At 66.7% G+C, this 25,696-nt stretch carries 24 protein-coding genes; 15 read left to right on the top strand and 9 right to left on the bottom strand.

The features are described from left to right. Nucleotides 1–18: 18 nt before the first annotated feature. The 7 genes from ACSUZJ_RS21730 to ACSUZJ_RS21700 all read left to right on the top strand — a co-directional run bounded on the left by ACSUZJ_RS21730 (nt 19) and on the right by ACSUZJ_RS21700 (nt 6,520). Nucleotides 19–423, top strand: coding sequence for a PTS sugar transporter subunit IIA (locus ACSUZJ_RS21730; RefSeq protein WP_499411656.1), 405 nt, complete (start codon nt 19–21; stop codon nt 421–423). Nucleotides 424–497: 74 nt separating this feature from the next. Further along, nucleotides 498–767 (top strand): HPr family phosphocarrier protein, encoded by a 270-nt coding sequence (locus ACSUZJ_RS21725; protein ID WP_499411654.1) that lies wholly within the window; start codon nt 498–500, stop codon nt 765–767. Nucleotides 768–802: 35 nt separating this feature from the next. Further along, a complete protein-coding gene (gene ptsP / locus ACSUZJ_RS21720) occupies nt 803–2,557 on the top strand; it encodes a phosphoenolpyruvate--protein phosphotransferase (RefSeq protein ID WP_499416640.1) in 1,755 nt (584 codons plus the stop codon). A gap of 83 nt (nt 2,558–2,640) precedes the next feature. After that, the gene (gene metX / locus ACSUZJ_RS21715) at nt 2,641–3,762 is read left to right on the top strand and encodes a homoserine O-succinyltransferase MetX (protein WP_499416638.1); all 1,122 of its coding nucleotides are present in this window, start codon (nt 2,641–2,643) and stop codon (nt 3,760–3,762) included. Further along, nucleotides 3,759–4,373: a methionine biosynthesis protein MetW gene (gene metW, locus ACSUZJ_RS21710; protein WP_499411652.1), complete on the top strand. Its 615-nt coding sequence runs from the start codon at nt 3,759–3,761 to the stop codon at nt 4,371–4,373. Before metX ends, metW begins: the two co-directional genes overlap by 4 nt. Before the next feature lie 337 nt (nt 4,374–4,710). After that, a complete protein-coding gene (locus ACSUZJ_RS21705) occupies nt 4,711–5,592 on the top strand; it encodes a M48 family metallopeptidase (RefSeq protein WP_499411651.1) in 882 nt (293 codons plus the stop codon). Nucleotides 5,593–5,596: 4 nt separating this feature from the next. Beyond that, complete coding sequence (locus ACSUZJ_RS21700) at nt 5,597–6,520, top strand: pseudouridine synthase (protein ID WP_499411650.1); 924 nt, start codon at nt 5,597–5,599, stop codon at nt 6,518–6,520. Nucleotides 6,521–6,612: 92 nt separating this feature from the next. Here ACSUZJ_RS21700 and ACSUZJ_RS21695 read toward each other — a convergent pair whose 3' ends face one another. Next, entirely contained in the window at nt 6,613–7,383 is a 771-nt protein-coding gene (locus ACSUZJ_RS21695) for an exodeoxyribonuclease III (RefSeq protein WP_499411648.1), read from the bottom strand. Nucleotides 7,384–7,636: 253 nt separating this feature from the next. Here ACSUZJ_RS21695 and ACSUZJ_RS21690 point away from each other — a divergent pair, with 253 nt between their 5' ends. Together ACSUZJ_RS21690 and pyrE are read left to right on the top strand one after the other, a co-directional pair. Next, nucleotides 7,637–10,192, top strand: a complete 2,556-nt coding sequence (locus ACSUZJ_RS21690) for a hybrid sensor histidine kinase/response regulator (protein ID WP_499411646.1) — start codon at nt 7,637–7,639, stop codon at nt 10,190–10,192. A 72-nt stretch (nt 10,193–10,264) separates the two neighbouring features. Beyond that, nucleotides 10,265–10,927, top strand: coding sequence for an orotate phosphoribosyltransferase (pyrE, locus tag ACSUZJ_RS21685; RefSeq protein WP_499411644.1), 663 nt, complete (start codon nt 10,265–10,267; stop codon nt 10,925–10,927). Nucleotides 10,928–11,024: 97 nt separating this feature from the next. Here pyrE and gatB read toward each other — a convergent pair whose 3' ends face one another. The 3 genes from gatB to gatC all read right to left on the bottom strand — a co-directional run bounded on the left by gatB (nt 11,025) and on the right by gatC (nt 14,406). Beyond that, nucleotides 11,025–12,485 (bottom strand): Asp-tRNA(Asn)/Glu-tRNA(Gln) amidotransferase subunit GatB, encoded by a 1,461-nt coding sequence (gene gatB, locus ACSUZJ_RS21680; protein WP_499411642.1) that lies wholly within the window; start codon nt 12,483–12,485, stop codon nt 11,025–11,027. A 118-nt stretch (nt 12,486–12,603) separates the two neighbouring features. Next, entirely contained in the window at nt 12,604–14,079 is a 1,476-nt protein-coding gene (gene gatA / locus ACSUZJ_RS21675; RefSeq protein ID WP_499411640.1) for an Asp-tRNA(Asn)/Glu-tRNA(Gln) amidotransferase subunit GatA, read from the bottom strand. Nucleotides 14,080–14,106: 27 nt separating this feature from the next. Further along, on the bottom strand, nt 14,107–14,406 hold the full coding sequence (gatC, locus tag ACSUZJ_RS21670) for an Asp-tRNA(Asn)/Glu-tRNA(Gln) amidotransferase subunit GatC (protein WP_499411639.1): 300 nt from the start codon (nt 14,404–14,406) through the stop codon (nt 14,107–14,109). Nucleotides 14,407–14,725: 319 nt separating this feature from the next. Between gatC and ACSUZJ_RS21665 the strand changes: the two genes are divergently transcribed. The 6 genes from ACSUZJ_RS21665 to ACSUZJ_RS21640 all read left to right on the top strand — a co-directional run bounded on the left by ACSUZJ_RS21665 (nt 14,726) and on the right by ACSUZJ_RS21640 (nt 21,789). Next, nucleotides 14,726–15,769 carry a rod shape-determining protein gene (locus tag ACSUZJ_RS21665; protein WP_056338938.1) on the top strand — a complete coding sequence of 348 codons (1,044 nt, stop codon included), beginning with the start codon at nt 14,726–14,728 and terminating at the stop codon, nt 15,767–15,769. 110 nt (nt 15,770–15,879) lie between these two features. Next, nucleotides 15,880–17,082: a rod shape-determining protein MreC gene (mreC, locus tag ACSUZJ_RS21660; RefSeq protein ID WP_499411637.1), complete on the top strand. Its 1,203-nt coding sequence runs from the start codon at nt 15,880–15,882 to the stop codon at nt 17,080–17,082. Next, entirely contained in the window at nt 17,083–17,601 is a 519-nt protein-coding gene (gene mreD / locus ACSUZJ_RS21655; protein WP_499411635.1) for a rod shape-determining protein MreD, read from the top strand. Between the two features lie 41 nt (nt 17,602–17,642). Beyond that, nucleotides 17,643–19,652 (top strand): penicillin-binding protein 2, encoded by a 2,010-nt coding sequence (gene mrdA, locus ACSUZJ_RS21650; protein WP_499411633.1) that lies wholly within the window; start codon nt 17,643–17,645, stop codon nt 19,650–19,652. 4 nt (nt 19,653–19,656) lie between these two features. After that, nucleotides 19,657–20,772 (top strand): rod shape-determining protein RodA, encoded by a 1,116-nt coding sequence (gene rodA / locus ACSUZJ_RS21645; RefSeq protein ID WP_499411631.1) that lies wholly within the window; start codon nt 19,657–19,659, stop codon nt 20,770–20,772. Between the two features lie 15 nt (nt 20,773–20,787). Further along, nucleotides 20,788–21,789: a septal ring lytic transglycosylase RlpA family protein gene (locus tag ACSUZJ_RS21640; RefSeq protein WP_499411630.1), complete on the top strand. Its 1,002-nt coding sequence runs from the start codon at nt 20,788–20,790 to the stop codon at nt 21,787–21,789. 174 nt (nt 21,790–21,963) lie between these two features. Here ACSUZJ_RS21640 and ACSUZJ_RS21635 read toward each other — a convergent pair whose 3' ends face one another. Genes ACSUZJ_RS21635 through ACSUZJ_RS21615 form a run of 5 tightly spaced genes read right to left on the bottom strand, consistent with a single transcriptional unit; the run spans nt 21,964 to nt 25,682 of the window. Then, nucleotides 21,964–22,701: an SPOR domain-containing protein gene (locus tag ACSUZJ_RS21635; protein ID WP_499411629.1), complete on the bottom strand. Its 738-nt coding sequence runs from the start codon at nt 22,699–22,701 to the stop codon at nt 21,964–21,966. 3 nt (nt 22,702–22,704) lie between these two features. Then, entirely contained in the window at nt 22,705–23,445 is a 741-nt protein-coding gene (locus ACSUZJ_RS21630; RefSeq protein WP_499411627.1) for a type III pantothenate kinase, read from the bottom strand. A 1-nt stretch (nt 23,446) separates the two neighbouring features. Continuing rightward, nucleotides 23,447–24,214 (bottom strand): biotin--[acetyl-CoA-carboxylase] ligase, encoded by a 768-nt coding sequence (locus ACSUZJ_RS21625; protein ID WP_499411625.1) that lies wholly within the window; start codon nt 24,212–24,214, stop codon nt 23,447–23,449. Continuing rightward, nucleotides 24,211–25,002, bottom strand: a complete 792-nt coding sequence (locus tag ACSUZJ_RS21620) for an SDR family oxidoreductase (RefSeq protein ID WP_499411624.1) — start codon at nt 25,000–25,002, stop codon at nt 24,211–24,213. The genes ACSUZJ_RS21625 and ACSUZJ_RS21620 overlap by 4 nt, the downstream gene beginning before the upstream one ends. Next, a complete protein-coding gene (locus ACSUZJ_RS21615; protein WP_499411623.1) occupies nt 24,999–25,682 on the bottom strand; it encodes a thiol:disulfide interchange protein DsbA/DsbL in 684 nt (227 codons plus the stop codon). Before ACSUZJ_RS21615 ends, ACSUZJ_RS21620 begins: the two co-directional genes overlap by 4 nt. Nucleotides 25,683–25,696: the final 14 nt, after the last annotated feature.

Genomic DNA, 25,696 nt, shown 5'->3' with positions numbered 1-25,696 from the left:
AGCGGGAACATACACATCATGGTAGGGATATTGCTCCTGACCCACGCACCACTGGGGCAGGCATTCATCGCGGCGGTCGCGCACGTGTTTCGCGGACCAACCGAACGCTTCGAGGCCATCGACGTGACGGCCGACCAGGACCTGGTCGACGTCAACTGCAAGGCCAAGGAAGCGATCGCACGCCTGGACGATGGCGACGGCGTGCTGGTCATCACCGACATCAAGGGCGGCACGCCTTCGAATTGCTGCAATTCGCTGGCCGAGGCGGGGCATGTGGAAGTCATCGCCGGCATCAGCCTGCCGATGCTGCTGCGCGCGATCACCTATCGCCGCGACACGCTCGACGTGGTGGTGGAAATGGCGCTGGCCGGCGCCCAGAACGGCGCGGTGCGGGTCGACAACCGCATCCGGGTCGGGTCCTGAGGTTCGAAGTAGCGAGGGCGCTGTGCGTCCTTTTGGCGTAGCGCGGTTCTGAAGACAAAGAAGACAACGACAACATGATTCAACAGGAACTTGAGATCATCAACAAACTGGGCCTGCACGCCCGCGCATCCGCCAAATTCACCCAACTGGCCGCCAAGTACAAAAGCGACGTCTGGCTCACCCGCAACGGCCGCCGCATCAACGCCAAGTCCATCATGGGCGTGATGATGCTGGCCGCCGGCATGGGCGCGAAAGTGACCCTGGAGGCGGACGGTCCGGACGAGGGCGAGGCCATCGCCGCCCTCGCCGGGCTGGTCAACGACAAGTTCGGCGAAGGCGAGTAATGCCCGACTCCGGCCGCTACCGTTCGGGACCTTCGATGGCTTCGTTCACGCTCCATGGCATTCCGGTTTCGCGCGGCATCTCGATCGGCCGCGCGCACCTGCTCACGCCGGCGGCGCTGGACGTCAAGCACTATCTCGTCCCGGAAGAGCAGGTCGAAGCCGAAGTCAAGCGCCTGCAGGACGCGATCGCCGAAGTGCACCGCAACCTGCAGGAGCTGTGGACCGACCTGCCAAAGGATGCCCCGACCGAGCTTGGCGCCTTCATCGACGTCCACGCGCTGATCCTGTCCGACCCCATGATCTCGGAAGCGCCGCTCGAGATCATCCGCACGCGCCACTACAACGCCGAGTGGGCGCTGGTGACCCAGATCGACGAGCTCTCGGCCCAGTTCGACGAGATCGAGGACGAGTACCTGCGCGAGCGCAAGCAGGACATCCAGCAGGTCGCCGAGCGCGTGCTCAAGGTCCTGATGGGCACGGCCCTGTCCGTGCCGCCGGTGCTGGCCGGCGAAGACGACTACCATCCGCAGATGATCGTCGTCGCGCACGACATCTCGCCGGCCGACATGCTGGCCTTCCGCGACCGCTCCTTCATCGGTTTCGTCACCGACGTCGGCGGCCAGAACTCGCACACCGCGATCGTCGCGCGCTCGCTCGACATTCCGGCGGCGGTCGGCATGAGCCAGGCTTCGCGCCTGATCGAGCAGGACGACTGGGTCATCATCGACGGCGATGCGGGCGTCGTGATCTGCAATCCGAGCCAGCTGGTGCTGGAGCAGTACCGCGCGCGCCAGGCCGCGCTGGTCAAGGCCAGGAAGCGCCTGCTGAAACTGAAGAAGACGCCGGCGGTGACGAAGGACGGCACCGCGATCCGCCTGCTGGCCAACATCGAGCTGCCCGACGACTGCCCGCATGCGCTGGAAGCCGGCGCGACCGGCGTTGGCCTGTTCCGTTCCGAATTCCTGTTCATGGGACGCGGCGGCCATGCGCTGAAGGTGCCGAGCGAGGACGAGCAGTTCGAGCAGTACCGCAAGGCGGTGGTGGCGATGAAGGGCCGGCCGGTGACGATCCGCACCCTGGACGTGGGCGCCGACAAGCCGCTCGACCCGACCGAGCACACCGCCCTGAACCCGGCCCTGGGCCTGCGCGCGATCCGCTACTGCCTGGCCGAGCCCCAGCTGTTCCTGACCCAGCTGCGCGCGATCCTGCGCGCCTCCGCCTTCGGCAAGGTGCGGATCCTGATCCCGATGCTGGCGCATGCCTTCGAGATCGACCAGACCCTGCACATGATCGAGCAGGCCAAGTTCCAGCTGCGCGAACAGAACATCAAGTACGACCCGGCGATCGAGGTCGGCGCCATGATCGAGATCCCGGCCGCCGCGCTGGCGCTGCCGATGTTCGTCAAGCGCATGAACTTCCTGTCGATCGGCACCAACGACCTGATCCAGTACACGCTGGCGATCGACCGCGTCGACTACGAAGTCGCGCACCTGTACAACCCGCTGCATCCGGCGGTGCTGCAGCTGATCGGCATGACCATCGCGGCCGGGCAGAAGGCCGGCATCGACGTCGCCGTGTGCGGCGAGATGGCGGGCGACATCAAGCTGACGCGCCTGCTGCTGGGCATGGGCCTGCGCGAATTCTCGATGCACCCGGCCCAGCTGCTGGCGGTGAAGCAGGAAATCCTCGGCGCCGACCTGGCGCAGATCGCGCCGCGAATGCGACGCATCATGCGCTCGATGGAGCCTGGCGACATCCAGGACGCCGTCGAACAGCTGCAACTCATGTAATGCCACAGGCGGCCCTGCGAGCCGCCGTCTACAACACCGAAGAAAGTCTCATGGGATCCATTGGAATCGTCTCACCGCAAGCGATGCATTTCGCCGAACCGCTGCGCCTGCAAAGCGGCGCCAGCATCGGCGACTACACGCTGATGTATGAAACCTACGGCACATTGAATGCCGATCGCTCGAACGCGGTGCTGATCTGCCACGCGCTGAACGCCTCGCACCACGTGGCCGGCACCTATGCCGACCAGCCGAAAAGCGCCGGCTGGTGGGACAACATGGTCGGGCCAGGCAAGCCGGTCGACACCGACCGCTTCTTTGTCATCGGCGTCAACAACCTCGGTTCCTGCTTCGGCTCGACCGGCCCGATGCACACCAACCCGGCCACCGGCAAGCCCTACGGCGCGGCGTTTCCGCTGCTGACGGTGGAGGACTGGGTCGCCGCGCAGGCGCGCCTGGCCGACCGCCTCGGCATCGAACAGTTCGCGGCCGTCATGGGCGGCTCGCTCGGCGGCATGCAGGCCCTCTCGTGGAGCATCATGTTCCCCGAGCGCCTGCGCCACTGCATCGTGATCGCCTCCACGCCGAAACTGTCGGCCCAGAACATCGCCTTCAACGACGTCGCGCGCCAGGCCATCCTCACCGATCCGGACTACCGCGGCGGCGATTTCTATGAACACGGCGTGGTCCCGAAGAACGGCCTGAAGGTCGCGCGCATGGTCGGCCACATCACCTACCTGTCGAACGACGACATGGCGGAAAAATTCGGCCGCAAGCTGCGCAACGCCGCCGAGACCAACGACTACAAATTCGACTTCGGCATCGACTTCGAGATCGAGTCCTACCTGCGCTACCAGGGCGACAAGTTCTCGGAATACTTCGACGCGAATACCTACCTCCTGATCACCAAGGCGCTCGACTACTTCGACCCGGCGCGCGAGCACGGCGGCGACCTGACCAAGGCGCTGGCCGGCACCCGCGCCCAGTTCCTGATCGCCTCCTTCACCACCGACTGGCGCTTCTCGCCGGAGCGCAGCCGCGAGATCGTCGAAGCCCTGGTGTCCAATCGCCGCAAGGTGACCTACGCCGAGATCGACGCGCCGCACGGGCACGACGCCTTCCTGCTGGAAGACGCGCGCTACATGGGCGTGGTGCGGGCCTATTACGACCGCATCTGGGAACAGGGCAAGGCCAAGGAGGCGGTATGAAATTCGAAGATCTGAAAACCCTGCGCCCCGACCTGGCCTTCATCGCCGACTGGGTGCGCAAGGGCGCGCATGTGCTCGACGTCGGCTGCGGCGACGGCGCCATGCTGCGCTACCTGGAAACGGGCAAGAATTGCACCGGCTACGGTATCGAGATCGCCGACGACAAGGTGCTCGAGAGCACGCGCCGCGGCATCAGCGTGATCCAGCACGACATGGAAGAAGGGCTGGACCTGTTCGGCGACAATTCCTTCGACACGGTGCTGTGTCTCTCGTCGCTGCAGATGATGCTGCATGTCGAGGCGCGCCTGCGCGACATCGTGCGCGTCGGCACCGAGGCCATCGTCTCCTTCCCCAACTTCGCCTACTGGCCGCACAGGATGGCGCTGCTCAAGGGCCGCATGCCGGTCTCGCGCACGCTGCCCTACCAGTGGTTCGACACCCCGAACGTGCGCTACGCCACGATCTACGACTTCAAGGAACTGGCCGAGGAGTGCGGGCTGGAAGTGCTGGACTACGTGGCGCTGGCCGAGGGCAAGCCGGTGAGCTTCCTGCCGAATTTGCGTGGCAGCCTGGCGGTGTTCCGTTTGCGCAAGAAGGCGAAGCCGGCCTGATTGTTGACGGCGACTGTAGGGTGGGCACTCCGTGCCCACGCGAAAATCCGCAGATGTTGGCTGCGTTACGACGTTATCGGCAGATCAGGGCACACTGTCACCATGAGCTCACTCCGCAGCCTTAAAATGGCTAACGTAGAGCGAGCATCCGCGTGGGCACGGGGTGCCCACCCTACAGGAAGCGCTTGAGGAGACGACCGACCTGAACCCCAACGGTTGCGCCATCCGCCACCTTGCGCCATCATGGCGACCGCGCTTGTGCATACCATTCGTGCGTACCCCATCCACGTATTTCTGCGACGATGTTGTTATCAAAAACAGCACGGCTACCGATACCATGAAGAAACTCAAACACCTCGCTCTCAGCCTGACGATGCTCGCCAGCATCGGCACCGCCTATGCCCAGGAGCAAGTTGTCCAGGACGGCATCGCCGTCAAGCCGCTGTCCCGGGTCCGCGTGCTCGTCCCGGAAGAGCAGATGAACGAAGCGGCGGCCCAGCAATACCAGCAAATGGTGTCGGAGGCGCAGCAGAAAGGGGCGCTGGTCCCGGCCAGCGACCCGCAGGTGAAGCGCCTGCGCGGTGTCGCCCAGCGCATCATTCCGCATACGCCGCGCTGGAACCAGTCGGCGAAAAACTGGCAATGGCAGGTCAACCTGTTCGATTCCCCGCAGGTCAATGCCTTCTGCATGCCGGGCGGCCGCATCGGCTTCTTCACCGGCATCATCAACCAGCTGAAACTGACCGACGACGAGATGGCCGCCATCATGGGCCACGAGATCGCGCACGCGCTGCGTGAACACGGCCGCGAGCGCACCGCCAAGTCGGGCATCACCTCGATGGTGGCGCGCGGCGCCGGCGCCCTGGGCGCGGCCATCTTCGGCATCGACCCGAGCATCACCAATACCGTCACCGGCCTGGTCGGGCAGGGCGTCGTCCTGAAATTCTCGCGCGACGAGGAACGCGAGGCCGACCTGGTCGGCCTCGATATCGCCGCCCGCGCCGGCTACGATCCGCGTGCGGGCGTGGCCCTGTGGCGCAAGATGGGCGCGCTGAACAAGGCGGCGCCGCCGGAATTCATGTCGACCCACCCGGGCGGCGAAACCCGCATCGGCGACATGGAGCGGCACATGAACGTGCTGCTGCCGCTGTACGCGCGCGCGAAAGGCACGACCGTCAACAGGCTGCCGCCCTACCGCACCAACGTCGCACTGAAGTAAGCAGATGGGGCAGCAGGCCGAAGCCAACTCCTACGTCCCCCTGCCGGTCCGCAAGGGGGTCGCGCCCAGCTACCTGTGGCTGACCGAGACGCTCGCCGGCGGCATGCTGCGTTTCCTGGCCGAGCGTTTTCCCGACGTGTCGCGCGCGTCCTGGGCCGCGCGCCTGCAGCGCGGAGAAGTCGTCGACGCGCAAGGCCGGCCCCTGCAGGCGGACAGCCATGTCCGCAAGGGCATGCGCATCTGGTATTACCGCGAGCTCGACGAGGCCGAGACGCCGATCCCGTTCAAGGAACAGATCCTGTTCCAGGACGAGCACCTGCTCATCGTCGACAAGCCGCACTTCCTGCCGATGATCCCGACCGGGCGCTTCCTGCACGAGACCCTGCTGGTGCGCCTGAAGGCCCAGCTCGAGCTGCCGCACCTGGTGCCCATCCACCGGCTCGACCGCGAGACCGCCGGCGTGGTGATCTTCTCGCACAATATCGAGACGCGCGGCACATACCAGTCGATGTTCCAGAAGCGTGTGGTGAAAAAGGTCTACGAAGCCCTGGCGGGGCCGATCGAAGGACGGGAATTTCCCTTCACTTACCGCAGCCGGATGCAGGATGCGGCGCAGTTTTTCGTCAGCGAAGAGGTGCCGGGCGAGCCGAATTCGGAAACGGTGGTGGAGATGATCGAGCGCCGCGGTGACGTGGTGCGCTACCGCCTGCATCCGCACACAGGGCGCAAGCACCAGTTGCGCCTGCACCTCGCGTCCCTGGGGGCGCCGATCCTGAACGATGCCTTCTATCCGGTGGCGCTGCCCTGCAAGGGGGACGATTTCAGCGCGCCGCTGCAGCTGCTGGCGCGCTCGATCGGCTTCGAGGATCCTTTGACGGGCGAGCAGCGTACCTTCCACAGCGAGCGCACGCTGGACTGGCCAGCATAGGGCATTGGCGGGCACGGGGCGCCCATCCTACGGCTTTATTGAATGTCGGGCACGGAACCATCGTAGGGTGGGCGCCCCGTGCCCACCATGCATCACAGCCTGTAATCGATGATCAGCGGCGCGTGATCCGAAAAGCGCTCGTCCTTGTAGACCGACACCGCATGCGCCGTGGCGGCGATACCCGGGGTCGCGACGTGGTAGTCGATGCGCCAACCGACGTTCTTGGCCCAGGCCTGGCCGCGGTTGCTCCACCAGGTGTAGTCGGCAGTGTCCGGCGCCACGACGCGGTGCACGTCTACCAGGCCCAGCTCGTCGAAGATGCGCGTCATCCAGGCGCGTTCTTCCGGCAGGAAGCCCGAATTCTTCTGGTTGCTCTTCCAGTTCTTCAGGTCGATTTCCTTGTGTGCGATGTTCCAGTCGCCGCAGATCACGACCTCGCGGCCTTCCGCCTTCAGCTCCTGCAGGTGCGGCAGGAAGACGTCCATGAAGCGGAACTTGGCCAGCTGGCGCTCGGGCGACGAGGAGCCCGACGGGGCGTACAGCGAGATCACGGTCAGGTTGCCGAAATCGCAGCGGGTGTAGCGGCCTTCGGCGTCGAATTCGGCGCAGCCGAAGCCGATGCGCTTGTTGTCGGGAGCATTGCGGCTGTACACGCCCGTGCCCGAATAACCCTTCTTTTCGGCGTAGTGGAAGTGGCCGTGGTAGCCGTGCGGCCCCAGCAGCTCCTCGGTCATGTCGGCTTCCTGGCACTTCAGTTCCTGCACGCAGATGTAGTCGGCGTCTTGCGACGCCAGCCAGTTGAAGAAACCTTTTTTGTGGGCGGAACGGATGCCGTTCAGGTTCGCGGAAATAATTCTTGGCATGGATCGGGAAATAGAAAAGGGCGGCGCCGCCCCGGGTCCGGGCCGCGGCAGGATCCGCGGCCGTGCTGTGCATGCTGACGCTTGGTAGAGCGTTGCGGGCGACAGTGTAGCGCTTTTTCCGCGCAGCCGGAATGGCGGCGGCCGGCATCGGCAGTGCTTGGCCAAAGGCGGAGCAGCCCGGCCGTAGTCTGTTACACTGCCCAGTGCTGACGACACATTTCATGTTGTGTGGCAATAAAGCAAAGGAATCAACGTGTTCATCGATCATGGCGAAACGCCGCTTGAGAAGCACGGCGGCAACGCACACTTTGTGCGGTTCTACGAAGACGATGCTGTTCTGGTCGACGAAGTTGCCGAGTACGTCGCGCTTGCCTTGCGAACGTGCGGTAGCGGCCTCGTCATTGCGACCCCGGAGCACACTGCACAGCTGCGCACGCGGCTGGCGGAGGGCGATGGCGCACCTGCCCATCTCGTCTTCCTCGACACGCGCGCGAGCCTGGACCGCTTCATGATCGATGGCTGGCCGGACGCGCACGCGTTCAAGGACCTCATCCGCCGTGCCGCCGCGCCGGCGGTCGCCCGTGGCGGTCCGCTGCATGCCTTCGGCGAGATGGTGGCGCTGCTCTGCGCGGACGGCAACTACAAGGGGGCGATCCGCCTCGAACAGCTGTGGAACGAGCCGGCCGATGAAATGCATTTCTCGCTGTTTTGCGCCTATCCGTGGCAGGTGTTCCCAAGCGTGGAGCTGGCCGAACACTTCGAACAGGTTTGTGCCGAGCACACGCACGCCTGCGCGCATGCGCCGGCCGGACATGTGCACGACGTCAAGGGCAAGCCGCTCGATCTCGTGAAGCTCGAGCGCAGGGCGCTGCGGCTCGATGCCGAGATCGCGCGCCGCGAGGAGGCCGAACAGGCGCTGCGCCAGCGCGAACGCGAGCTGGCCGATTTCGTCGAGAACGCGGCCGAGGGCTTGCACCGGGTCGGGCCCGACGGCACCATTCTCTGGGCCAACAAGGCCGAGCTGCATATGCTCGGCTATCGGTGGGAAGAATATGTCGGCCGCCACATCGCCGACTTCCACGTCGATCCCACGGTCATCCGGCACATCCTCACGACCTTGCGCAGCGGCGGGACGCTGTACGACCAGCCGGCCCGCCTGCGCTGCAAGGATGGCTCGGTCAAGCATGTGCTGATCCATTCCAACGGGGCCTTCGAAAACGGCGAGCTGCGCTACACGCGCTGCTTCACCCGCGACGCGACCGAGCGCCACCAGCGCGACCAGGCACTGGCGCAACGCGACCGCATGCTGCTCAACGCACCGGTCGCCACGGCGCTGCTGATGGGCCCCGAGTTCACCTTCCGGCTGGCCAACCGCCGTTACTGCGAACTGGTCGAACGCAATGACCTGGAAGCGAAGACCTTCGCCGAGGTCTTCCCGGAGCTGGCCGACAGCGAGGTGATGCGCCTGCTGCGCCAGGTCTACCAGACCGGGCAGGCGTACACGGCCGAGGAGCTGCGCGTCGAACTGCTGCGGGCCGACGGCGGGACCGAGGAACGCTTCCTGAAGTTCAGCCTGGAGCCGCTCGACGCCATTGCCGGGGACGAGCGCGGCATCATCGTTGTCGCCGTCGACGAGACCGGGCAGGTGCGTAGCCGGCGCAGCCTGGAGCGCGCCCATGCCGAACGCCAGCGCCTGCTGGAGGAACTAACGGCGGCCAACCGCACCAAGGACGAATTCCTGGCCATGCTCGGGCACGAACTGCGCAACCCGCTCTCGCCGATCGTCACCGCACTGCAGCTGATGCGCATGCGCGGCGACGCCGGCGCGCTGCGCGAGCGCGAGATCATCGAGCGCCAGGTCGAGCACCTGGTACGCCTGGTGGACGACCTGATGGACGTGGCGCGCGCCACGCGCGGCCAGATCGAGCTGAAGTTCGAGGAGGTCGACATCCAGCGGCCGCTGTCGAAGGCGGTCGAGATGGCCAGCCCGCTGCTCGAGCAGCGCGGCCACCGTCTCGCGGTCGACATCGAGCCAGGCGTGCACTGGACGGGCGATCCGATGCGCCTGGCCCAGGTGGTGTCGAACCTGCTGACCAATGCCGCGCGCTACACCGAGCCCGGCGGCCAGGTGAGCCTGCGCGCTGGCCGCGACGGCGCCGGCTGGCTGCGTATCGCGGTCAGCGACAGCGGCATCGGCCTGGCGCCGGACATGCTGACCCAGGTGTTCGGCCTGTTCTTCCAGGGCAAACGCAGCGTCGACCGCAGCGACGGCGGACTGGGCATCGGCCTGGCGCTGGTCAAGAACATCGTCGAGCTGCACGGCGGTACGGTCGAGGCGCACAGCGCGGGCCTGGGGCAGGGCAGCGAGTTCGTGGTGCGCCTGCCGGAGCGCAGCCGGGGCAGGCTCCCCGATGCGGCCGGCATGCCGGAGCAGCCTGTCCCGGCGGCGTCCGGGAAACGCATCATGCTCGTCGACGACAATGCCGACGCCGCCGAGACGCTCGGCCTGCTCCTGACGGCGCACGGCCACGAGGTCGAGGTGTTCAACGATCCGCTGACGGCGCTCGAGGCGGCGGCGCGCATCCAGCCCGACATCGCCGTGCTCGACATCGGCCTGCCGGGCATGGACGGCTACGAGCTCGCCGTGCGCCTGCGCGCGCTGCTGGGGACGCACCCGTGCCGCCTGATCGCGCTGTCCGGCTACGGCCAGGACGCGGACCGGCTGCGCAGCGAGCAGGCCGGCTTCGCCCAGCACCTGGTCAAGCCGATCAGTCCCGAGCAGGTCGCGCGCCTGGCGTCGGCGCCATAAAAGCAGGGCTTGGCCGGCGCGGGCGCGGCGGCGCGGATTACAATACCTGTTTTCGAATTTCAGGAGAACAGCGTGAGCAATCTGCGCCAGGAGTTTATTGCGTTTTCGGTCGAGACCGAAGTCTTACGATTCGGTCAATTCACGACCAAGGCCGGGCGGCTCTCGCCTTACTTCTTCAATGCCGGCCTGTTCCACGACGGCGCCACCCTCGGCCGCCTGGCGCAGTTCTACGCCCAGACCCTGCTCGCCTCCGGCGTCGAGTTCGACATGCTGTTCGGCCCGGCCTACAAGGGCATCACCCTGGCGTCCGCGACCGCGGTGGCGCTGGCTGCCCAGGGCCGCAACGCCTCGTTCGCCTACAACCGCAAGGAAGCCAAGGACCACGGCGAAGGCGGCACCATCGTCGGCGCCAAACTGCAGGGCAAGGTCGTCATCGTCGACGACGTGATCTCGGCCGGCACCTCGGTGCGCGAATCGGTCGACATGATCCGCGCCGCCGGCGCCGAGCCGGCAGCGGTGCTGATCGCGCTCGACCGCATGGAGCGCTCGGGCAAGGACGACGCGCTGTCGGAGGGCTCGGCGGTGCAGCAGGTGGCGAAGGAATTCGGCATTCCCGTCATCTCGATCGCCAACCTGGACGACCTGTTCACCTATCTGTCGGGCGAAGCGGCGGGCGCCGAGCTGGGCCAGCACAAGGAAGCGGTGGCGGCGTACCGGGCGCGTTACGGCGTGTAAGCGGATGCGGTGACCCTACGTCCTTCTGCAAGCGCCTGCAGGCATAAAAAAACCGAAGCGTTGCTTCGGTTTTTTTTGCTTCACGATGCCAGACCGATCAGCCGGCCAGCTTCTTCTTCAAGAGCTCCGTCACCTGGGCCGGATTCGCCTTGCCCTTCGAGGCCTTCATGGTCTGGCCGATCAGGGCGTTGATCGCCGCTTCCTTGCCGGCGCGGTACTGCTCGACCGACTTGGCGTTCGCGGCCAGCACTTCGTCCACGATCGCTTCGAGGGCGCCGGTGTCCGAGATCTGCTTCAGGCCCTTCTGTTCGATCACGGTATCGGCCAGGTTTTCATCGGGCGACTTCGCTTCCCACATCGCCGCGAACACTTCCTTCGCCGCCTTGTTCGAGATGGTGCCGTCGGCGATGCGCTTGATGAGCAGCGCCAGTTGTGCGGCCGCGACCGGCGACTCGCTGATGTCCACGCCTTCGCGGTTCAGGGTCGAGGAGACGTCGCCCATCATCCAGTTGGCGACCGCCTTCGCGTTTTCCTTGCCGGCTTTCGCCACCACGGCTTCGTAGTACGTCGCCATGCCCTGCGAAGAGGTGAGGATCAGGCTGTCGTACTCCGGCAGGCCGTAGTCGCCGGTGAAGCGCGCGCGCATGGCGCCCGGCAGTTCGGGCATCTCGGCCTTCACGCGCTCGATCCATTCCTGCGAGATCATCAGGGGCGGCAGGTCCGGGTCCGGAAAATAGCGGTAATCCTGCGCGTCCTCTTTCGAGCGCATGGCGCGGGTTTCCTTGCGGTCCGGGTCCCACAGGCGGGTGGCCTGCACCACCTTGCCGCCGTCTTCGATCAGCTCGATCTGGCGGCGCACTTCGTAGTGGATCGCTTCTTCCATGAAGCGGAAGGAATTCAGGTTCTTGATCTCGCAGCGGGTGCCGAATTCCTTCTGGCCCAGCGGACGCACCGAGACGTTGACGTCGCAGCGGAACGAGCCTTCCTGCATGTTGCCGTCGCAGACGCCCAGCCACATCACCAGGCCGTGCAGGGCCTTCGCGTAGGCGACCGCTTCGGCGGCGCTGCGCATTTCCGGCTCCGAGACGATCTCGAGCAGCGGCGTGCCGGCGCGGTTCAGGTCGATGCCGGTCATGCCGGCATAGTCCTCGTGCAGCGATTTGCCGGCGTCCTCTTCCAGGTGGGCCCGGGTCAGGTTGACGGTCTTGGTCTCGAGCTTGCCGTCCTTTTCGTAACCGAAGGTGAGGGTGCCGCCCTGGACCACCGGGTCCTCGAACTGGCTGATCTGGTAGCCCTTCGGCAGGTCGGGGTAGAAGTAGTTCTTGCGCGCGAAGACCGACTGCGGCGCGATTTTCGCCCCGACCGCCAGGCCAAAGCGGATCGCGCGCTCGACCGCACCCTTGTTCATCACGGGCAGCACGCCCGGCAGCGCCAGGTCGACAGGACTGGCCTGCGTGTTCGGCTCGGCGCCGAACTGGATCGAGCTGCCGCTGAAGATTTTCGAGTTGGTCGTGAGCTGGACGTGGTTCTCAAGACCGATGACGACTTCCCATTGCATGGTGTTCTCTCTTTTCTGTTCGGTTCGGGCCGCGGGCTGTTCATCAATGCCGCCGCGGGCTGTTCATGCGTTTCGCGTGGGCACGGGGTGCCCACCCTACGGTCCGATTCCTGATGCGTTAGATGCCTTCGGGTGTGCGCTGGTGCCAGTCGGTGACCTGCTGGTACTGGTGCGCGATGTTCAGCAGCTTCGCTTCGGCAAAGTAGTTGCCGATGATTTGCAGGCCGACCGGGCGCTTGGCGTTCTTTTCTCCCTGGCCGAAGCCGACCGGGATCGACATGCCAGGCAGGCCGGCCAGGCTGGTCGACAGGGTGAAGATGTCGGCCAGGTAGTTGGCGACCGGGTCGTTCGCCTTCGAGCCCAGGTCCCACGCCACCGTCGGGGCCACCGGGCCCATGATCACGTCGCACTTGTCGGCAAAGGCTGCCTGGAAGTCGTCGGCGATCAGGCGGCGGATCTTCTGCGCCTGGACGTAGTAGGCGTCGTAGTAGCCATGGCAGAGCACGTAGGTGCCGACCATGATGCGGCGCTGGACCTCGCGCCCAAAACCTTCGGCGCGGGTTTTCCTGTACATGTCCTGCAGGTCCTTGTACTCGCTGGCGCGGTGGCCGTAGCGCACGCCGTCGAAGCGCGACAGGTTCGACGAGGCCTCGGCCGGGGCGATGATGTAGTAGGTCGGGATCGACAGGGCGGTCTTCGGCAGCGAGATGTCGACCAGGGTCGCGCCCAGCTTGACGAACTGCTCGAGCGCGGCGCGTACGGCCTGTTCGACGTCGCTTGCCAGGCCTTCGCCGAAGTATTCGCTCGGCACGCCGATGCGCAGGCCGGTCAAGGGCTGGTTCAGGTCGCGCGTGAAGTCTTCGCGGCCGTTGCCCTGTTCAGGGGTGAGGCTGGTCGAGTCGCGCTCGTCGTGGCCCACCATTTCGTTCAGCAGCAGGGCGCAGTCCTCGGCGGTCTGGGCGATCGGGCCGCCCTGGTCGAGCGAGGAGGCAAACGCGATCATGCCGAAGCGCGAGACGCGGCCGTAGGTCGGCTTGATGCCGGTGACGCCGCAGAAGGCGGCCGGCTGGCGGATCGAGCCGCCGGTGTCGGTGGCGGTCGCGGCGGGGGCCAGGCGCGCGGCGATCGCGGCGGCAGAGCCGCCCGAGGAGCCGCCCGGCACGGCCAACGGGTCCCAGGGGTTCTGCACCGGAGCGAACGCCGAGTTCTCGTTCGACGAGCCCATCGCGAATTCGTCGAGGTTGACCTTGCCCAGGGTGACCATGCCGGCCGCGGCGAATTTCTCGACCACGGTGGCATCGAACGGGCTGACGTAGTTGGCCAGCATCTTCGAGCCGGCAGTCGTGCGCCAGCCGCGCGTGACGAAGATATCCTTGTGGGCGATCGGTACGCCGGTCAGGGGGCCTGCGGAGCCTTGCGCAATGCGCGCGTCCGCGGCGGCGGCCTGGGCCAGCGACAGCTCCGGATCGACGTGCAGGAAGGCGTTGTGGCCGCTCGCTTCGATGCGCGACAGGTAGTGGCGGGTCAGTTCGGTCGCCGACACCTCTTTCGCGTGCAGCAGCGCGGACAGCTCTTTGATAGTCTTGTTATGCATATGCGTGTTCTGTTCGTGGATGCTGGGTTACTCGATCACCTTCGGCACCAGGTACAGGCCGTCCTGGGTCTTCGGCGCCGGCGCCTGGTAGGCGTCGCGGCGGTTTTCTTCCGTGACCACGTCTTCGCGCAGGCGCAGCGGCAGCGCCATGATCGCGGCCAGCGGATGCGACAGGGGCGCAACGTCGGTGGTGTCGATCGCCTGCATCTGTTCGGCCAGGGCGAAAATGCCGTTCAGCTCGGACAGCGCGGTCTCGGCGTGGGCTTCATCCATATCGAGCTGGGCCAGATTGGCGATCCGTTTTACGTCTGAAAGAGTCAGGGACATGGCAAAAGGCGCGGCGCAGTGCCGCGTTCAAAATGGGGTTGGGCGCATGACGGGATCGCGGCGCGGATTGTTGAACGCCTTGCTACAGCCGATAAAACCTTGCTAATCCCGTCGATCTCGCTTGAGGAACCGGGGGGTAAAACCACCTGTTTTCAGCGTTTAAGCGGTAAATTATAAGGTAGAATGGCGGGCTAATGCGTGGTTGGCGCCGAATGAGAGCCGCCGCGGCATGAAAAGACCGTAGGCCTGGTGTTGGGGCCGGCGCGGCGAGAATTCCCGATCAATAGTTTAGGCGCGGCTAGCGCGCATCAGGACATACATGTTTGGTTCTTTACGCAGTTACTTCTCGAACGACCTGGCCATCGACCTGGGTACCGCCAATACGCTGATCTATGTGCGCGGCCAGGGCATCGTGCTGGATGAGCCGTCGGTCGTGGCCATCCGCCAGCAGGGCGGCCCGAACGGCAAGAAGACGATCCAGGCGGTCGGCAAGAAGGCCAAGCAGATGCTGGGCAAGGTGCCGGGCAATATCGAGGCGATCCGTCCGATGAAGGATGGCGTGATCGCCGACTTCACCGTCACCGAAGAGATGCTCAAGCAGTTCATCCGCATGGTGCACGACTCGAAGTTCTTCCGTCCGTCGCCGCGCATCATCATCTGCGTACCCTGCGGTTCGACCCAGGTCGAGCGCCGTGCGATCCGCGAATCGGCGCTGGGCGCCGGCGCCTCCCAGGTCTACCTGATCGAGGAACCGATGGCTGCCGCGATCGGCGCCGGCCTGCCGGTGTCGGACGCGACCGGCTCGATGGTGGTCGACATCGGCGGCGGCACGACCGAAGTCGGCATCATCTCGCTGGGAGGCATGGTCTACAAGGGCTCGGTGCGCGTGGGCGGCGACAAATTCGACGAAGCGATCGTCAACTACATCCGCCGCAACTACGGCATGCTGATCGGCGAACAGACCGCCGAAGCGATCAAGAAGGCAATAGGTTCGGCCTTCCCGGGTTCGGAAGTGAAGGAAATGGAAGTCAAGGGCCGCAATCTGTCCGAAGGCATCCCGCGTGCATTCACGATCTCGTCGAACGAGATCCTGGAAGCCCTGACCGACCCGCTGAACAACATCGTCTCGGCCGTCAAGAATGCACTCGAGCAGACGCCGCCGGAACTGGGCGCCGACATCGCCGAGAAGGGCATGATGCTGACCGGCGGCGGCGCACTGCTGCGCGACCTGGATCGCCTGCTGATGGAAGAGACCGGCCTGCCGGTGCTGGTGGCCGAAGACCCGCTGACCTGCGTGGTACGCGGCTCGGGCATGGCGCTGGAGCACAACGACAAGCTGGGCTCGATCTTCTCGTACGAGTAAGCGCGTAGCGGTCAGATTACAAGTTGGTAAATAGCGTGGGCAGGGGAGCGGTGTCAGCCGCCCGCCTGCCCACGTGGCTATCCGGGCCTGGCCCGTCTTAATCGAAAGTCATGGAATACAGTCCTCCGCCGCTTTTCAAACAGGGCGCCCCCGCGCGGGTGAAAGTGACCGTGTTCGCGCTGCTGTCGATCGTGCTGCTGGTGGTCGACGCGCGCATGCACCTGCTCGGCTCCGTGCGCCAGGTAGCCGCCACCGTGCTGTACCCGCTGCAGATGGCGGCGCTGATGCCGCGCGACGCCATCTACAGCATGGGCGACTATTTTTCCTCGCTTTCCAGCCTGCAGAAGGAAGTGGCCGAGCTCAAGAACCAGCAGGTGGCCCAGGCCCAGGCGATGCAGCAGGCCCAGCTCCAGATGGCCGAGAACGCCCACCTGCGCCGCCTGCTCGAGGCGCGCGAGCACCTGCCGGTCAAGTCGATGATGGGCGAGATCCTGTATGACGCGCGCGATCCGTCGACGCGCCGCATCGTGCTCGACCGCGGCTCGCGCAACGGCGTGCAGCTCGGCCTGCCGGTGATCGACAACGCCGGCGTGGTCGGCCAGGTCACCCGCGTGTTCCCCTTCACCTCGGAAGTGACGCTCCTGACCGACAAGGACCAGGCGATTCCCGTGCAGGTGCTGCGCTCGGGCCTGCGCAGCGTGGCCTACGGCCGCGGGCGCTCGGGCCTGCTCGACCTGCGCTTCGTCGCGCCGAATGCCGACATCCAGGTCGGCGACATCCTGATCACGTCCGGGCTGGACGGCATGTATCCCGCCGGCCTGGCCGTGGCCAAGGTGGTGCAGGTCGAGAGCGTCGCCGCCGGCGCGTTCGGACGCGTGGTGTGCCAGCCGCTGGCCGGCATCGACCGCAACCGCCAGCTCCTGATCGTGATGTCGCAGGCCGCACGCGAACCGCGTCCGCACGATGCGCCGGCCCCGACAGCCCAGGGCGGCCGCCGCAACCTGCCGAAGATGGCCCCGGTGCCGCTGCCGCCGCTGCCGGCCACGCCGCTGCCGGCGCAGGTGCCGCCGGCAGCCACCCAGGGCGGGACGACGGGTGTGGCGCCGGCCGCCGCTGCGCCGGGCGCCGCCACGCCGAACGCCGCCCCCACCAATGCCGCCGTGCCCGGCGGCGCAGCCCGCGGCGCGGCGCCCGCCACGGCCGGCCAGCGGCCGGCGAGCGCCGCGGCCACCCAAGGCGCGGCCCGCCCCGGCGCGGTACCGGCCGCGGCGACCCAGCCGGTCCGGCCGGCCACTATGAAGGAGGGCGCGTAAATGCCCGGAAACCGTCCCCATTACATCCTGCTGCCGGTCAGCCCGCTGTTCATCGCCTTCAGCCTGACCTGCGCCTTCATGCTCAACCTGCTGCCCTGGGGGCGCTGGATCGGCGCGCCGGACTTCGTCGCGCTGGTGCTGGTGTTCTGGGGCATCCACCAGCCGCGCAAGGTCGGCATCGGCGTGGCCTTCTGCATGGGCCTGCTGATGGACGTGCACGACGCCACGCTGCTGGGCGAGAACGCGCTGGCCTACACGCTGCTGTCCTACGTGGCGATCATGATCCACCGCCGCGTGCTGTGGTTCCCGGTGCTGACCCAGGCCATGCACGTGTTCCCGCTGCTGCTGCTGGCCCAGGCGATCCAGGCGCTGGTGCACGTGTTCGCGACCGGCCGCTTCGGCGGCTGGCTGCACTTCGTCGAGAGCGCCGTGGCCGTCGCCCTGTGGCCGGCGATCACCTGGCTGCTGCTGGCGCCCCAGCGCCGCGCCGTGGACCGGGACCATACCCGCCCGATCTGAGTCCGTTCGAATGACGACGCAGTAAATGACCGACGCAGTAGATGACCGAGATTAAAGATAGCGACCGCGAGATCCACCAGTTCCGCATGCGCATGACCGCGCTGGCGGTGCTGGTGTTCGTCTGCTTCGGCATCCTGGTGGCCCGCTTCGTCTGGCTGCAGGTGATCCAGCACGACAAATACCACGCCCAGGCCGAGGACAACCGCATCGCGCTGGTGCCGATCGTACCCAACCGCGGCCTGATCGTCGACCGCAACGGCGTCGTCCTGGCGCAGAACTTCTCGGCCTATACGCTCGAGATCACACCGTCCAAGCTGCAGGCCAACATGGACTCGGTGATCGACGAGCTGGCCAAGCTGGTGGCGATCGAGCCGAGGGACCGCAAGCGCTTCAAGCGCCTGCTGGAAGAGTCGCGCAGCTTCGCCAGCGTGCCGCTGCGCACCCGCCTGACCGACGATGAAGTGGCCCGCTTCACGGCCCAGCGTTTCCGCTTCCCCGGCGTCGAGGTGCAGGCGCGCCTGTTCCGCCAGTATCCGCTGGGCGAAGTCGCCTCGCACGTGGTCGGCTACATCGGCCGCATCAATGCCCGTGAAGCCGCGGCGATCGAGGAGAGCGACGACGCCGCCAACTACAACGGCACCGACCACATCGGCAAGGAAGGCCTGGAGAAGAAGTACGAGCGCTACCTGCACGGCACCACCGGCTACGAGGAAGTCGAGCGTTCGGCCGGCGGACGCGCGATCCGCACCCTGTCGCGCCGTCCGCCCATCCCGGGCAGCAACCTGATCCTGTCGATCGACATCGAGCTGCAGAAGGTGGTCGAGGAAGCCTTCGGCGACCAGCGCGGCGCCTTCGTGGCGATCGAGCCCGAGACCGGCGACGTGCTGGCCTATGTCTCGCGCCCGGGCTTCGACCCGAACCTGTTTGTCGACGGTATCGATACCCAGAGCTGGAACGAATTGAATACCTCGCTCGACCGCCCGCTGATGAACCGTCCGCTGTCGGGCACCTATCCGCCCGGTTCGACCTTCAAGCCCTTCATGTCGCTGGCCGCGCTCGAACTGGGCTTCCGCCGGCCCGAGCAGGGCATCCGCGACGCCGGCTTCTTCGTCCTGGGCGGGCACCGCTTCAACGACGACAAGCCGGGCGGCCACGGCTACGTCGACATGTACAGGTCGATCGTCGAGTCCTGCGACACCTATTATTACCAGCTCGGCAACGACATGGGGATCGACAACATCGCCAGGTTCATGGCCCCCTTCGGCTTCGGTTCGCCCACCGGGATCGACCTCGAACACGAGAAGTCGGGCGTACTGCCCTCGAAGGAGTGGAAGGCCAACCGCTTCAGGCGCAACCGCGCCGCCCAGAAGTGGGTTGGCGGCGACACCATCTCGGTCAGTATCGGCCAGGGCTTCAACAACTACACCATCATCCAGCTGGCGCACGCGGTGGCCAACCTGGCCAACGACGGCGTGGTGATGAAGCCGCACCTGGTCAAGCTGATCGAGGACGGCGCCACGCGCGAGCGCACCCTGACGACGCCCAAGGAAAGCCGGCGCATCCCGCTCAAGCAGGAAAACATCGACTTCATCAAGCGCGCCATGGTCGGCGTGACCCAGGAAAACTACGGAACGGGTTTCCGCGTTTTCGCCAACGCCGGCTACATCTCGGGTGGCAAGACCGGTACCGCCCAGGTGATCGGCCTGAAAGGGCAGAAGTACAACGCCCACGCGATCGACGAGCGCCACCGCGACAACGCGCTCTACACGGCATTCGCGCCGGCCGACAAGCCGCGCATCGCGATCGCCCTGGTGGTCGAGAACGCCGGTTTCGGCGCGGCGGCAGCGGCGCCGATCGCACGCAAGGCGCTCGACTATTACCTGCTCGGCAAGCGCCCGGCGCCGCCCAAGCCGCCGGCGGGCGCCGCCACGGCCGCGGGCAAGCCAGCGCCTGCCGTTCCGGCCGGCCCCCGGCCGTCCGGAAACGGGACTGTTCCTTCCCAGGTCCCCGCCGTGATCGCCGCCACGCCGCCCGCCACCACCAAGGAGTAAGCAGATGGCCTATTATCCGGAGCGGCGCTCGCTCAGCCGCCGCCTGAAGCCGTATTTCACCGTATTCGACTGGCCCCTGGCGATGGTCCTGTTCATGCTGCTCACGACCAGCATGATCACCATGTCCTCGGCCGGCCACGAATTCCCGGGCCGGGTGGAAGCGCAGATGCGCAACTTCATCCTGGCTTTCGGCATCATGTGGATGGCCGCGCTGGTGCCGCCGCAGATGCTGATGCGCCTCGCGGTGCCGGTCTACACCTTCGGGATTGCCTTGTTGGTCGCGGTGGCGATGTTCGGCATCATCAAGAAGGGCGCGCGGCGCTGGCTGCATGTGGGCGTCGATATCCAGCCCTCCGAGATCATGAAGATCGCGACACCGTTGATGATTGCCTGGTACTTCCAGCAGCGCGCCAGGATAGGGGAGTGGAAATCCTATGTGGTCGCGGCCGTGCTCCTGATCATCCCGTTCACGCTGATCGCCAAGCAGCCCGACCTCGGCACCGCCCTGCTGGTCGGCGCCTCGGGTTTCTACGTGATTTTCCTGGCCGGCCTGTCGTGGAAAATCCTGATCGCGCTCGCCGTGGCGGGCGCGGCCAGCCTGCCGGTGGCCTGGTCGATGTTGCACGATTACCAGCGCGAACGGGTCATGACGCTGATCGACCCGACCTCGGACCCGCTGGGCAAGGGTTTCCACATCATCCAGTCCGTGATCGCCATCGGCTCGGGCGGCCTGACCGGCAAGGGCTACCACCAGGGCACCCAGGGCCAGCTCGAATTCGTGCCCGAACAAACCACCGACTTCCTGTTTTCGGTCTATTCGGAAGAATTTGGGCTTGTCGGAAACCTATTTCTTTTGGTAATTTACCTGCTGCTGATCGGCCGCGGCATGATGATTGCGGCCAACGCCCCGAATATGTTCTCCCGGCTGCTGGCCGGTTCGATCACGATGATCTTCTTTACTTATGCCTTTGTTAACATGGGCATGGTGAGTGGGATCCTCCCCGTGGTCGGAGTTCCGTTACCTTTCATGAGCTATGGCGGAACTGCGTTCATTACGCTCGGGCTCGGCGCTGGTATATTGATGAGCATTCAAAGGCACCGCAAGCTGGTGCAGACCTAGGAAGAGGACGCGCGCATGACCGCTTCGAGAACTCTCCCAGTGGTCATCGCGTTAGCAGCGTTGATGACCGGCTGCGGGACGACAGGAGAAAACAAGACCCTGATCCCGCTGCCGTGGAAACACAAAGTGACCGACAAGCACGCACCGCTGTCGCCCAAGCTGCCGCCGGCCAAGTCCGGCCGAGGCGGCTACTACAAGGACGATGGCCCGGGCACGGATATCCCCGAAGGGCTGGAATTCACGCCGGACGCCGTGGTGAGGGACGAACCTTACGCCAAGTGGGCGAACCGTCCGTATTCCGTGTTCGGCCAGACCTACACCCCGATCCTGAACGAGGAGCCCTTCGTCCAGAAAGGCGTCGCCAGCTGGTATGGCGTCAAGTTCCATGGCCAGAAAACGTCCTCGGGCGAACCCTACGACATGTACAAGATGACGGCCGCGCATCCGACGCTGCCGATCCCCTCGTACGCGCGCATCACCCACGTCGCCACCGGCCGCTCGGTCGTGGTGCGCATCAACGACCGCGGCCCCTTCCACGCCAGCCGCATCGTCGACGTTTCCTATACGGCCGCGCTGAAGCTGGGCCTGCTGGGCAAGGGCAGCCACGAAGTCGAACTCGAGCGCCTGTTCCCCGGCGACGAGGTGCGCCTGGCTTCGGAGCGCCGTGCTGCGACCTCGGAAGCGCAGTCGGCGGGGGCGCCGCCGGAAATCGCCGCGTTGATGCTGGAAGACCGCGTGCAGACCGACAGCGCCGCCGTGGCCCAGGCGCTGCCGGCGAAAGCCGCGACGAGGCAGTTCTACCTGCAGCTCGGTTCCTACAGCCGCGCCGAGAAGGCGCAGGAAATGAGCCGCCAGCTGGCCGATGCCGGCGTGGCGGTCGGCACCATCGAAGTCGTGCCTAGCGGGTCGGTGAACCGTCTGTATGGCGGGCCGTTCGAGACGCGTGCCGCGGCGCAGGAAGCGGCGAAGGGATTGCCGTCGGGCCTGGGGATCAAGCCGATCGTGGTGAGGCGGTAAATCGGATCGTGGTGGCCGGCGCCTCAGGGCGGTCCAGTCACCATGGTGGATTGCATAAGCACGACAGCGTGGGCACAGGTGCCCACCCTACGAAAACCGCTTTTGTAGGGTGGACTCCCGAGTCCACGCTGTATGGTGCTCATGCACACCACCGGCGCCCCGCGCCAGCATCAATCACTTGCAAATGTGCAGCACCGCCGCCGGAAACCCGCGCCCGGCCTCGACGATCCTGCTGCGCGTCGGCGCATCGATGTCCCGGAACCGGTAGGCGAAGCGGTTGGTCTGCGGACCGCGCGGCAGGATGCGCACGCCCTGCACACCCTGTTTCGCCAGGTCCGCCGCCAGCGTGCGGGCGCCCGCCTCGGTCTTGAACACGCCCAGCGACACTGCCCAGCGCAGCGGCGAGTCGCCCTGCATGATGAAGAAATTGGTCACGCCGCGCTCGCGCAGCTCGGCCACGCGGCGGTCGGCGCCTTCCTTGCCGCCCTGCGGCGGCAGGTAGACCAGGTGGCTGGTCACTTCCTGGAAGGGGATGGCCAGGCGGGTCTGGCGTGCGCCCAGGTCGAGGCGCGCCAGGCGTGTCTCGAAGCGCCGCGCGTCGCCGGCGGCGAAGGCCTCGGTCTCGAGGCAGGCAAAGACGGGCGCGGCCGGCGTCGGCGCAGGTGCTTCCGGTTCGGGCTCGGCCTCGACGAGCGCCGCAGCCGCAGGTTCCGGTTCTTCCTCGACCCTGGCGGCGGCGGCCAGGGTCTGCGCCTGTTCTCCGGTAAGCAGCACCAGCTTGTCGGGGGCCACCTGGTTGCGCAGCCGCGCCGGCTCGCGCACCTCGGCGTCCACGCTGCCGAGCAGGCCGCGGCCGTAGGCGAACAGCAGCGCGTTCGCAGCCAGCAAAGCCCAGAATACGAATTTCAACACCCTTCAGTCTCCTTTCGCCGCATCCGCCAGCGCTACCGCGTGCAGGCCGACCAGCACGATATTATCGACCAGCCTGTGCGCGACCTTGAGGGCGGGCGCGATATACGGTGCGGCGCCGCCGGAAAGGATGCAGGCCGCGCCGTCGTGGCCGGCCACCGCGCGTTCGATCGCGCCGGCCTGGGCCGACAGGCAGCCCGAGACGATCGCGTCGTTGGTATTGTCCGCGAACAGGGGCGGCGGTGCGGCGCCCGGCGTCGCCTGGGGCAGCTGGGCGGTGTTGCGCGCCAGCGCGCCGGCCATCAATGCCAGGCCCGGCAGGATCATGCCGCCGGCGAAGCGTCCGTCGGCCGTGACCGCGTCGACCGTGGTGGCGGTGCCGCAGGTGGCCACGACCAGCGCCTGGCCGGGGACCAGCGCGCGCGCGCCGATGGCGGCGGCAAAGCGGTCGCAGCCGAGACGCCCAGGCTCGCGGTAGCCGTTCACCAGGCCCGCCCGCGCGGCGCTGGAGGCGAACCATTCGACCTCGATGGCGCCGAGCAGGGCGGCCAGGCGCGCGCGCAGTTCGGGGCCGGCGACGTTCGAGACGACGGCACGCGTCACGCCCGCATCCTGCCATTCGGCGCCCAGCGCATCGAGCCCTTCATGCAGCGCCGCGCCCGCGGCGAACCACGTACCAGGCTGGGCGTCCGGGTGAGCAAGCGCCCACTTGACCCGCGTATTGCCGGCGTCGATCAGGAGCAGCATCTCAGGCGCCTTTCACGCGCAGCGACACGTCGCCGGCCAGGATCGCGATGCGGCCCTCGACGGTGTCGAGCAGCAGGCGGCCAGCATCGTCGACCCCGGCGGCCACGCCTTCGTGCAGCACGGCGCCGCGGTCGAGGATGGTGACAGTCTCGCCTTGCCAGGCGTGGCGCAGGTTCCAGCGCGCGGCAAAGGCGGCAAAGCCGGCGCGCTCGAATTCGCGCAGGGCGTCGGCCAGGCCGTCGAGCAGTGCGGCCAGCAGTTCGTTGCGGTCCATGCGCGCCAGCCAGGGCAGGGAAGCGATGCTGCGCCCGAGCTGCGCTTCGGCTTCCTCGGGCATCAGGAGATTGAGGCCGATGCCGATCACGGCCCACACGCCGCCGGCAGGCGCGGCCTGGGTTTCAATCAAGATACCGGCCAGCTTGTCGCCGTCGCGCAGCACGTCGTTCGGCCATTTCAGGCCGACCTGCACGCCGAGGCGGCCGAGCGTCTCGGCCAGCGCCACGCCGACCGCCAGCGGCAGCCCGGCCAGGCGGTTCACGCCGCCTTCGAAACGCCAGGCCAGCGAAAAGGTGAGGGAGCCCTCGCTCGAGGACAGCCAGCTGCGTCCGGCGCGGCCGCGCCCGGCGGTCTGGTTGCGGGCCACCAGCAGCAGCGGCGCCTCCAGCGAGGCGGCGCGCGCCAGCAGGTCGGCGTTGGTCGAGCCGGTCTCTTCGACCACCTCGACGGCCACGTTCGCGCTGGAACGGGCGGCGATCTCGAGGGCGTTCATGCGGCCTCCTTGCGGCGCTTCTGTGGCGCGCGCGAGAAGATCAGGTCGAACAGGGGATTCGGCAGGGCGCGCAGCAGCCTGGCGACGAAGCCCATCTGCCAGGGCAGCACGCGGTAGCTGTCGCCGCGCGCGATGGCATGGGCGGCGCTGGCCGCGAAGCGCTCGGCCGGCATCAGGAAGGGCATCGGAAAACGGTTATTGCGGGTCATGGGTGTATCGATGTAGCCGGGCGCAATGGTCACGACCCGGATGGCGGTTGACTTCAGTTCGAGACGCAGCGATTCGGCATAACTGTGCACGGCGGCTTTCGAGGCGCAATAGGCGCCGGCGCCGCGCATGCCGCGGATGCCCGCCACGCTGCCGATCGCGACCAGGCGGCAGGGCGTGCCCTGCGCCTTCATCGGTGCGACGAAGGGCGTGAAGGTGGCGACCATGGCGTTGACGTTGGTGGCGAACACCGATTCGAACACCGGCAGATCTTCGGGGCGCTCGGTGAGCGTGCCGTGCGAGATGCCGGCGCTGGCGATTACGATATCCACGCCGCCGAGTGCCTGCATGCAGTCGCGCGCGGCCGCGGCAAGCGCCGCGTGGTCGCAGACGTCGACGGCGTAGCTGCGGTGGCGTTCGGGGTTGGGAAGCGAAGCGGCCAGGTCGGCGAGGGCGTCGGCGCGCCGGCCCAGCAGGCCGAGGCTGGCTCCGCGCGCGGCATATTCGCGCGCCAGGGCCGCGCCGATGCCGCTCGAGGCGCCGGTGATGAAGACGCGGTCCAGGCGGGCCGCCGCGGTCATTTCTTGTCCGCTCGGGCTTTCGCGACCAGTGCGTCCATCACCTGCAGCGCCACCTGCTGCTGTTCGGTTTCGGTGCGGGCGGTCGAGCCGCCCTGGTTCGCCATCGAGGGCGAGGTGATGAAGCGGCCGTCGATCGCAACAAAAGGCCAGTGGTCGACCTTGTACTCGTCCATCATGGCGCTGGCGCGGCGCAGCTTGCCCTGCACGCCGAAGGAACGGTAGGTGTCGGTGAAGCGCGCGCGGTCGATCCCGGCTTTGGTCGCCCACTCGATGACTTCTTCGTCGTCCTGGAAGCGCAGGCGCTGCTGGTGGATCGCGGCGAAGGCCTTCTCGTGGTACTGGCCGAGCAGGCCGAGCGCATCGAGCGTATAGAACAGGCGCTGTTGCGGGGCCACGCGCGGGCCGGCGGATACGTGCACGCGCTTGAAGACGATGTTGTCGCCCTGTTTTTTCACCCATTCCGACAGCAGCGGCTCGAAGGCGGCGCAGTGCGGGCAGTAGTACGCGAAGAACTCGATGACTTCGACTTGCTTGCCGGCCGGGGTTTCCTGCTTCTGCGGCAGGACCTGGTACTGCACGCCTTCCTTGGGCGCGGCCGGGGCCGCAGGGGCGGCGACAGCGGCGGCGCTTGCAAGACCGAGGACGAAGGCGCTGCACAGCAGGCGGCGAAGCATTTGCATCGGGTTCTCCTGAT

The organism is Telluria sp. B2 (genome assembly GCF_051789535.1).
Classification (GTDB): Bacteria; Pseudomonadota; Gammaproteobacteria; order Burkholderiales; family Burkholderiaceae_D; genus Telluria.
This window is presented reverse-complemented; position numbering and strand designations above follow the sequence as displayed.

Coding starts and splice junctions, on each gene's coding strand:
- ACSUZJ_RS21730 (WP_499411656.1), top strand. CDS start 19: ATGGTAGGGATATTGCTCCTGACCCACGCACCACTGGGGCAGGCATTC.
- ACSUZJ_RS21725 (WP_499411654.1), top strand. CDS start 498: ATGATTCAACAGGAACTTGAGATCATCAACAAACTGGGCCTGCACGCC.
- ptsP (WP_499416640.1), top strand. CDS start 803: ATGGCTTCGTTCACGCTCCATGGCATTCCGGTTTCGCGCGGCATCTCG.
- metX (WP_499416638.1), top strand. CDS start 2,641: ATGCATTTCGCCGAACCGCTGCGCCTGCAAAGCGGCGCCAGCATCGGC.
- metW (WP_499411652.1), top strand. CDS start 3,759: ATGAAATTCGAAGATCTGAAAACCCTGCGCCCCGACCTGGCCTTCATC.
- ACSUZJ_RS21705 (WP_499411651.1), top strand. CDS start 4,711: ATGAAGAAACTCAAACACCTCGCTCTCAGCCTGACGATGCTCGCCAGC.
- ACSUZJ_RS21700 (WP_499411650.1), top strand. CDS start 5,597: ATGGGGCAGCAGGCCGAAGCCAACTCCTACGTCCCCCTGCCGGTCCGC.
- ACSUZJ_RS21695 (WP_499411648.1), bottom strand. CDS start 7,383: ATGCCAAGAATTATTTCCGCGAACCTGAACGGCATCCGTTCCGCCCAC.
- gatB (WP_499411642.1), bottom strand. CDS start 12,485: ATGCAATGGGAAGTCGTCATCGGTCTTGAGAACCACGTCCAGCTCACG.
- gatA (WP_499411640.1), bottom strand. CDS start 14,079: ATGCATAACAAGACTATCAAAGAGCTGTCCGCGCTGCTGCACGCGAAA.
- gatC (WP_499411639.1), bottom strand. CDS start 14,406: ATGTCCCTGACTCTTTCAGACGTAAAACGGATCGCCAATCTGGCCCAG.
- ACSUZJ_RS21665 (WP_056338938.1), top strand. CDS start 14,726: ATGTTTGGTTCTTTACGCAGTTACTTCTCGAACGACCTGGCCATCGAC.
- mreC (WP_499411637.1), top strand. CDS start 15,880: ATGGAATACAGTCCTCCGCCGCTTTTCAAACAGGGCGCCCCCGCGCGG.
- mreD (WP_499411635.1), top strand. CDS start 17,083: ATGCCCGGAAACCGTCCCCATTACATCCTGCTGCCGGTCAGCCCGCTG.
- mrdA (WP_499411633.1), top strand. CDS start 17,643: ATGACCGAGATTAAAGATAGCGACCGCGAGATCCACCAGTTCCGCATG.
- rodA (WP_499411631.1), top strand. CDS start 19,657: ATGGCCTATTATCCGGAGCGGCGCTCGCTCAGCCGCCGCCTGAAGCCG.
- ACSUZJ_RS21640 (WP_499411630.1), top strand. CDS start 20,788: ATGACCGCTTCGAGAACTCTCCCAGTGGTCATCGCGTTAGCAGCGTTG.
- ACSUZJ_RS21630 (WP_499411627.1), bottom strand. CDS start 23,445: ATGCTGCTCCTGATCGACGCCGGCAATACGCGGGTCAAGTGGGCGCTT.
- ACSUZJ_RS21625 (WP_499411625.1), bottom strand. CDS start 24,214: ATGAACGCCCTCGAGATCGCCGCCCGTTCCAGCGCGAACGTGGCCGTC.
- ACSUZJ_RS21620 (WP_499411624.1), bottom strand. CDS start 25,002: ATGACCGCGGCGGCCCGCCTGGACCGCGTCTTCATCACCGGCGCCTCG.
- ACSUZJ_RS21615 (WP_499411623.1), bottom strand. CDS start 25,682: ATGCAAATGCTTCGCCGCCTGCTGTGCAGCGCCTTCGTCCTCGGTCTT.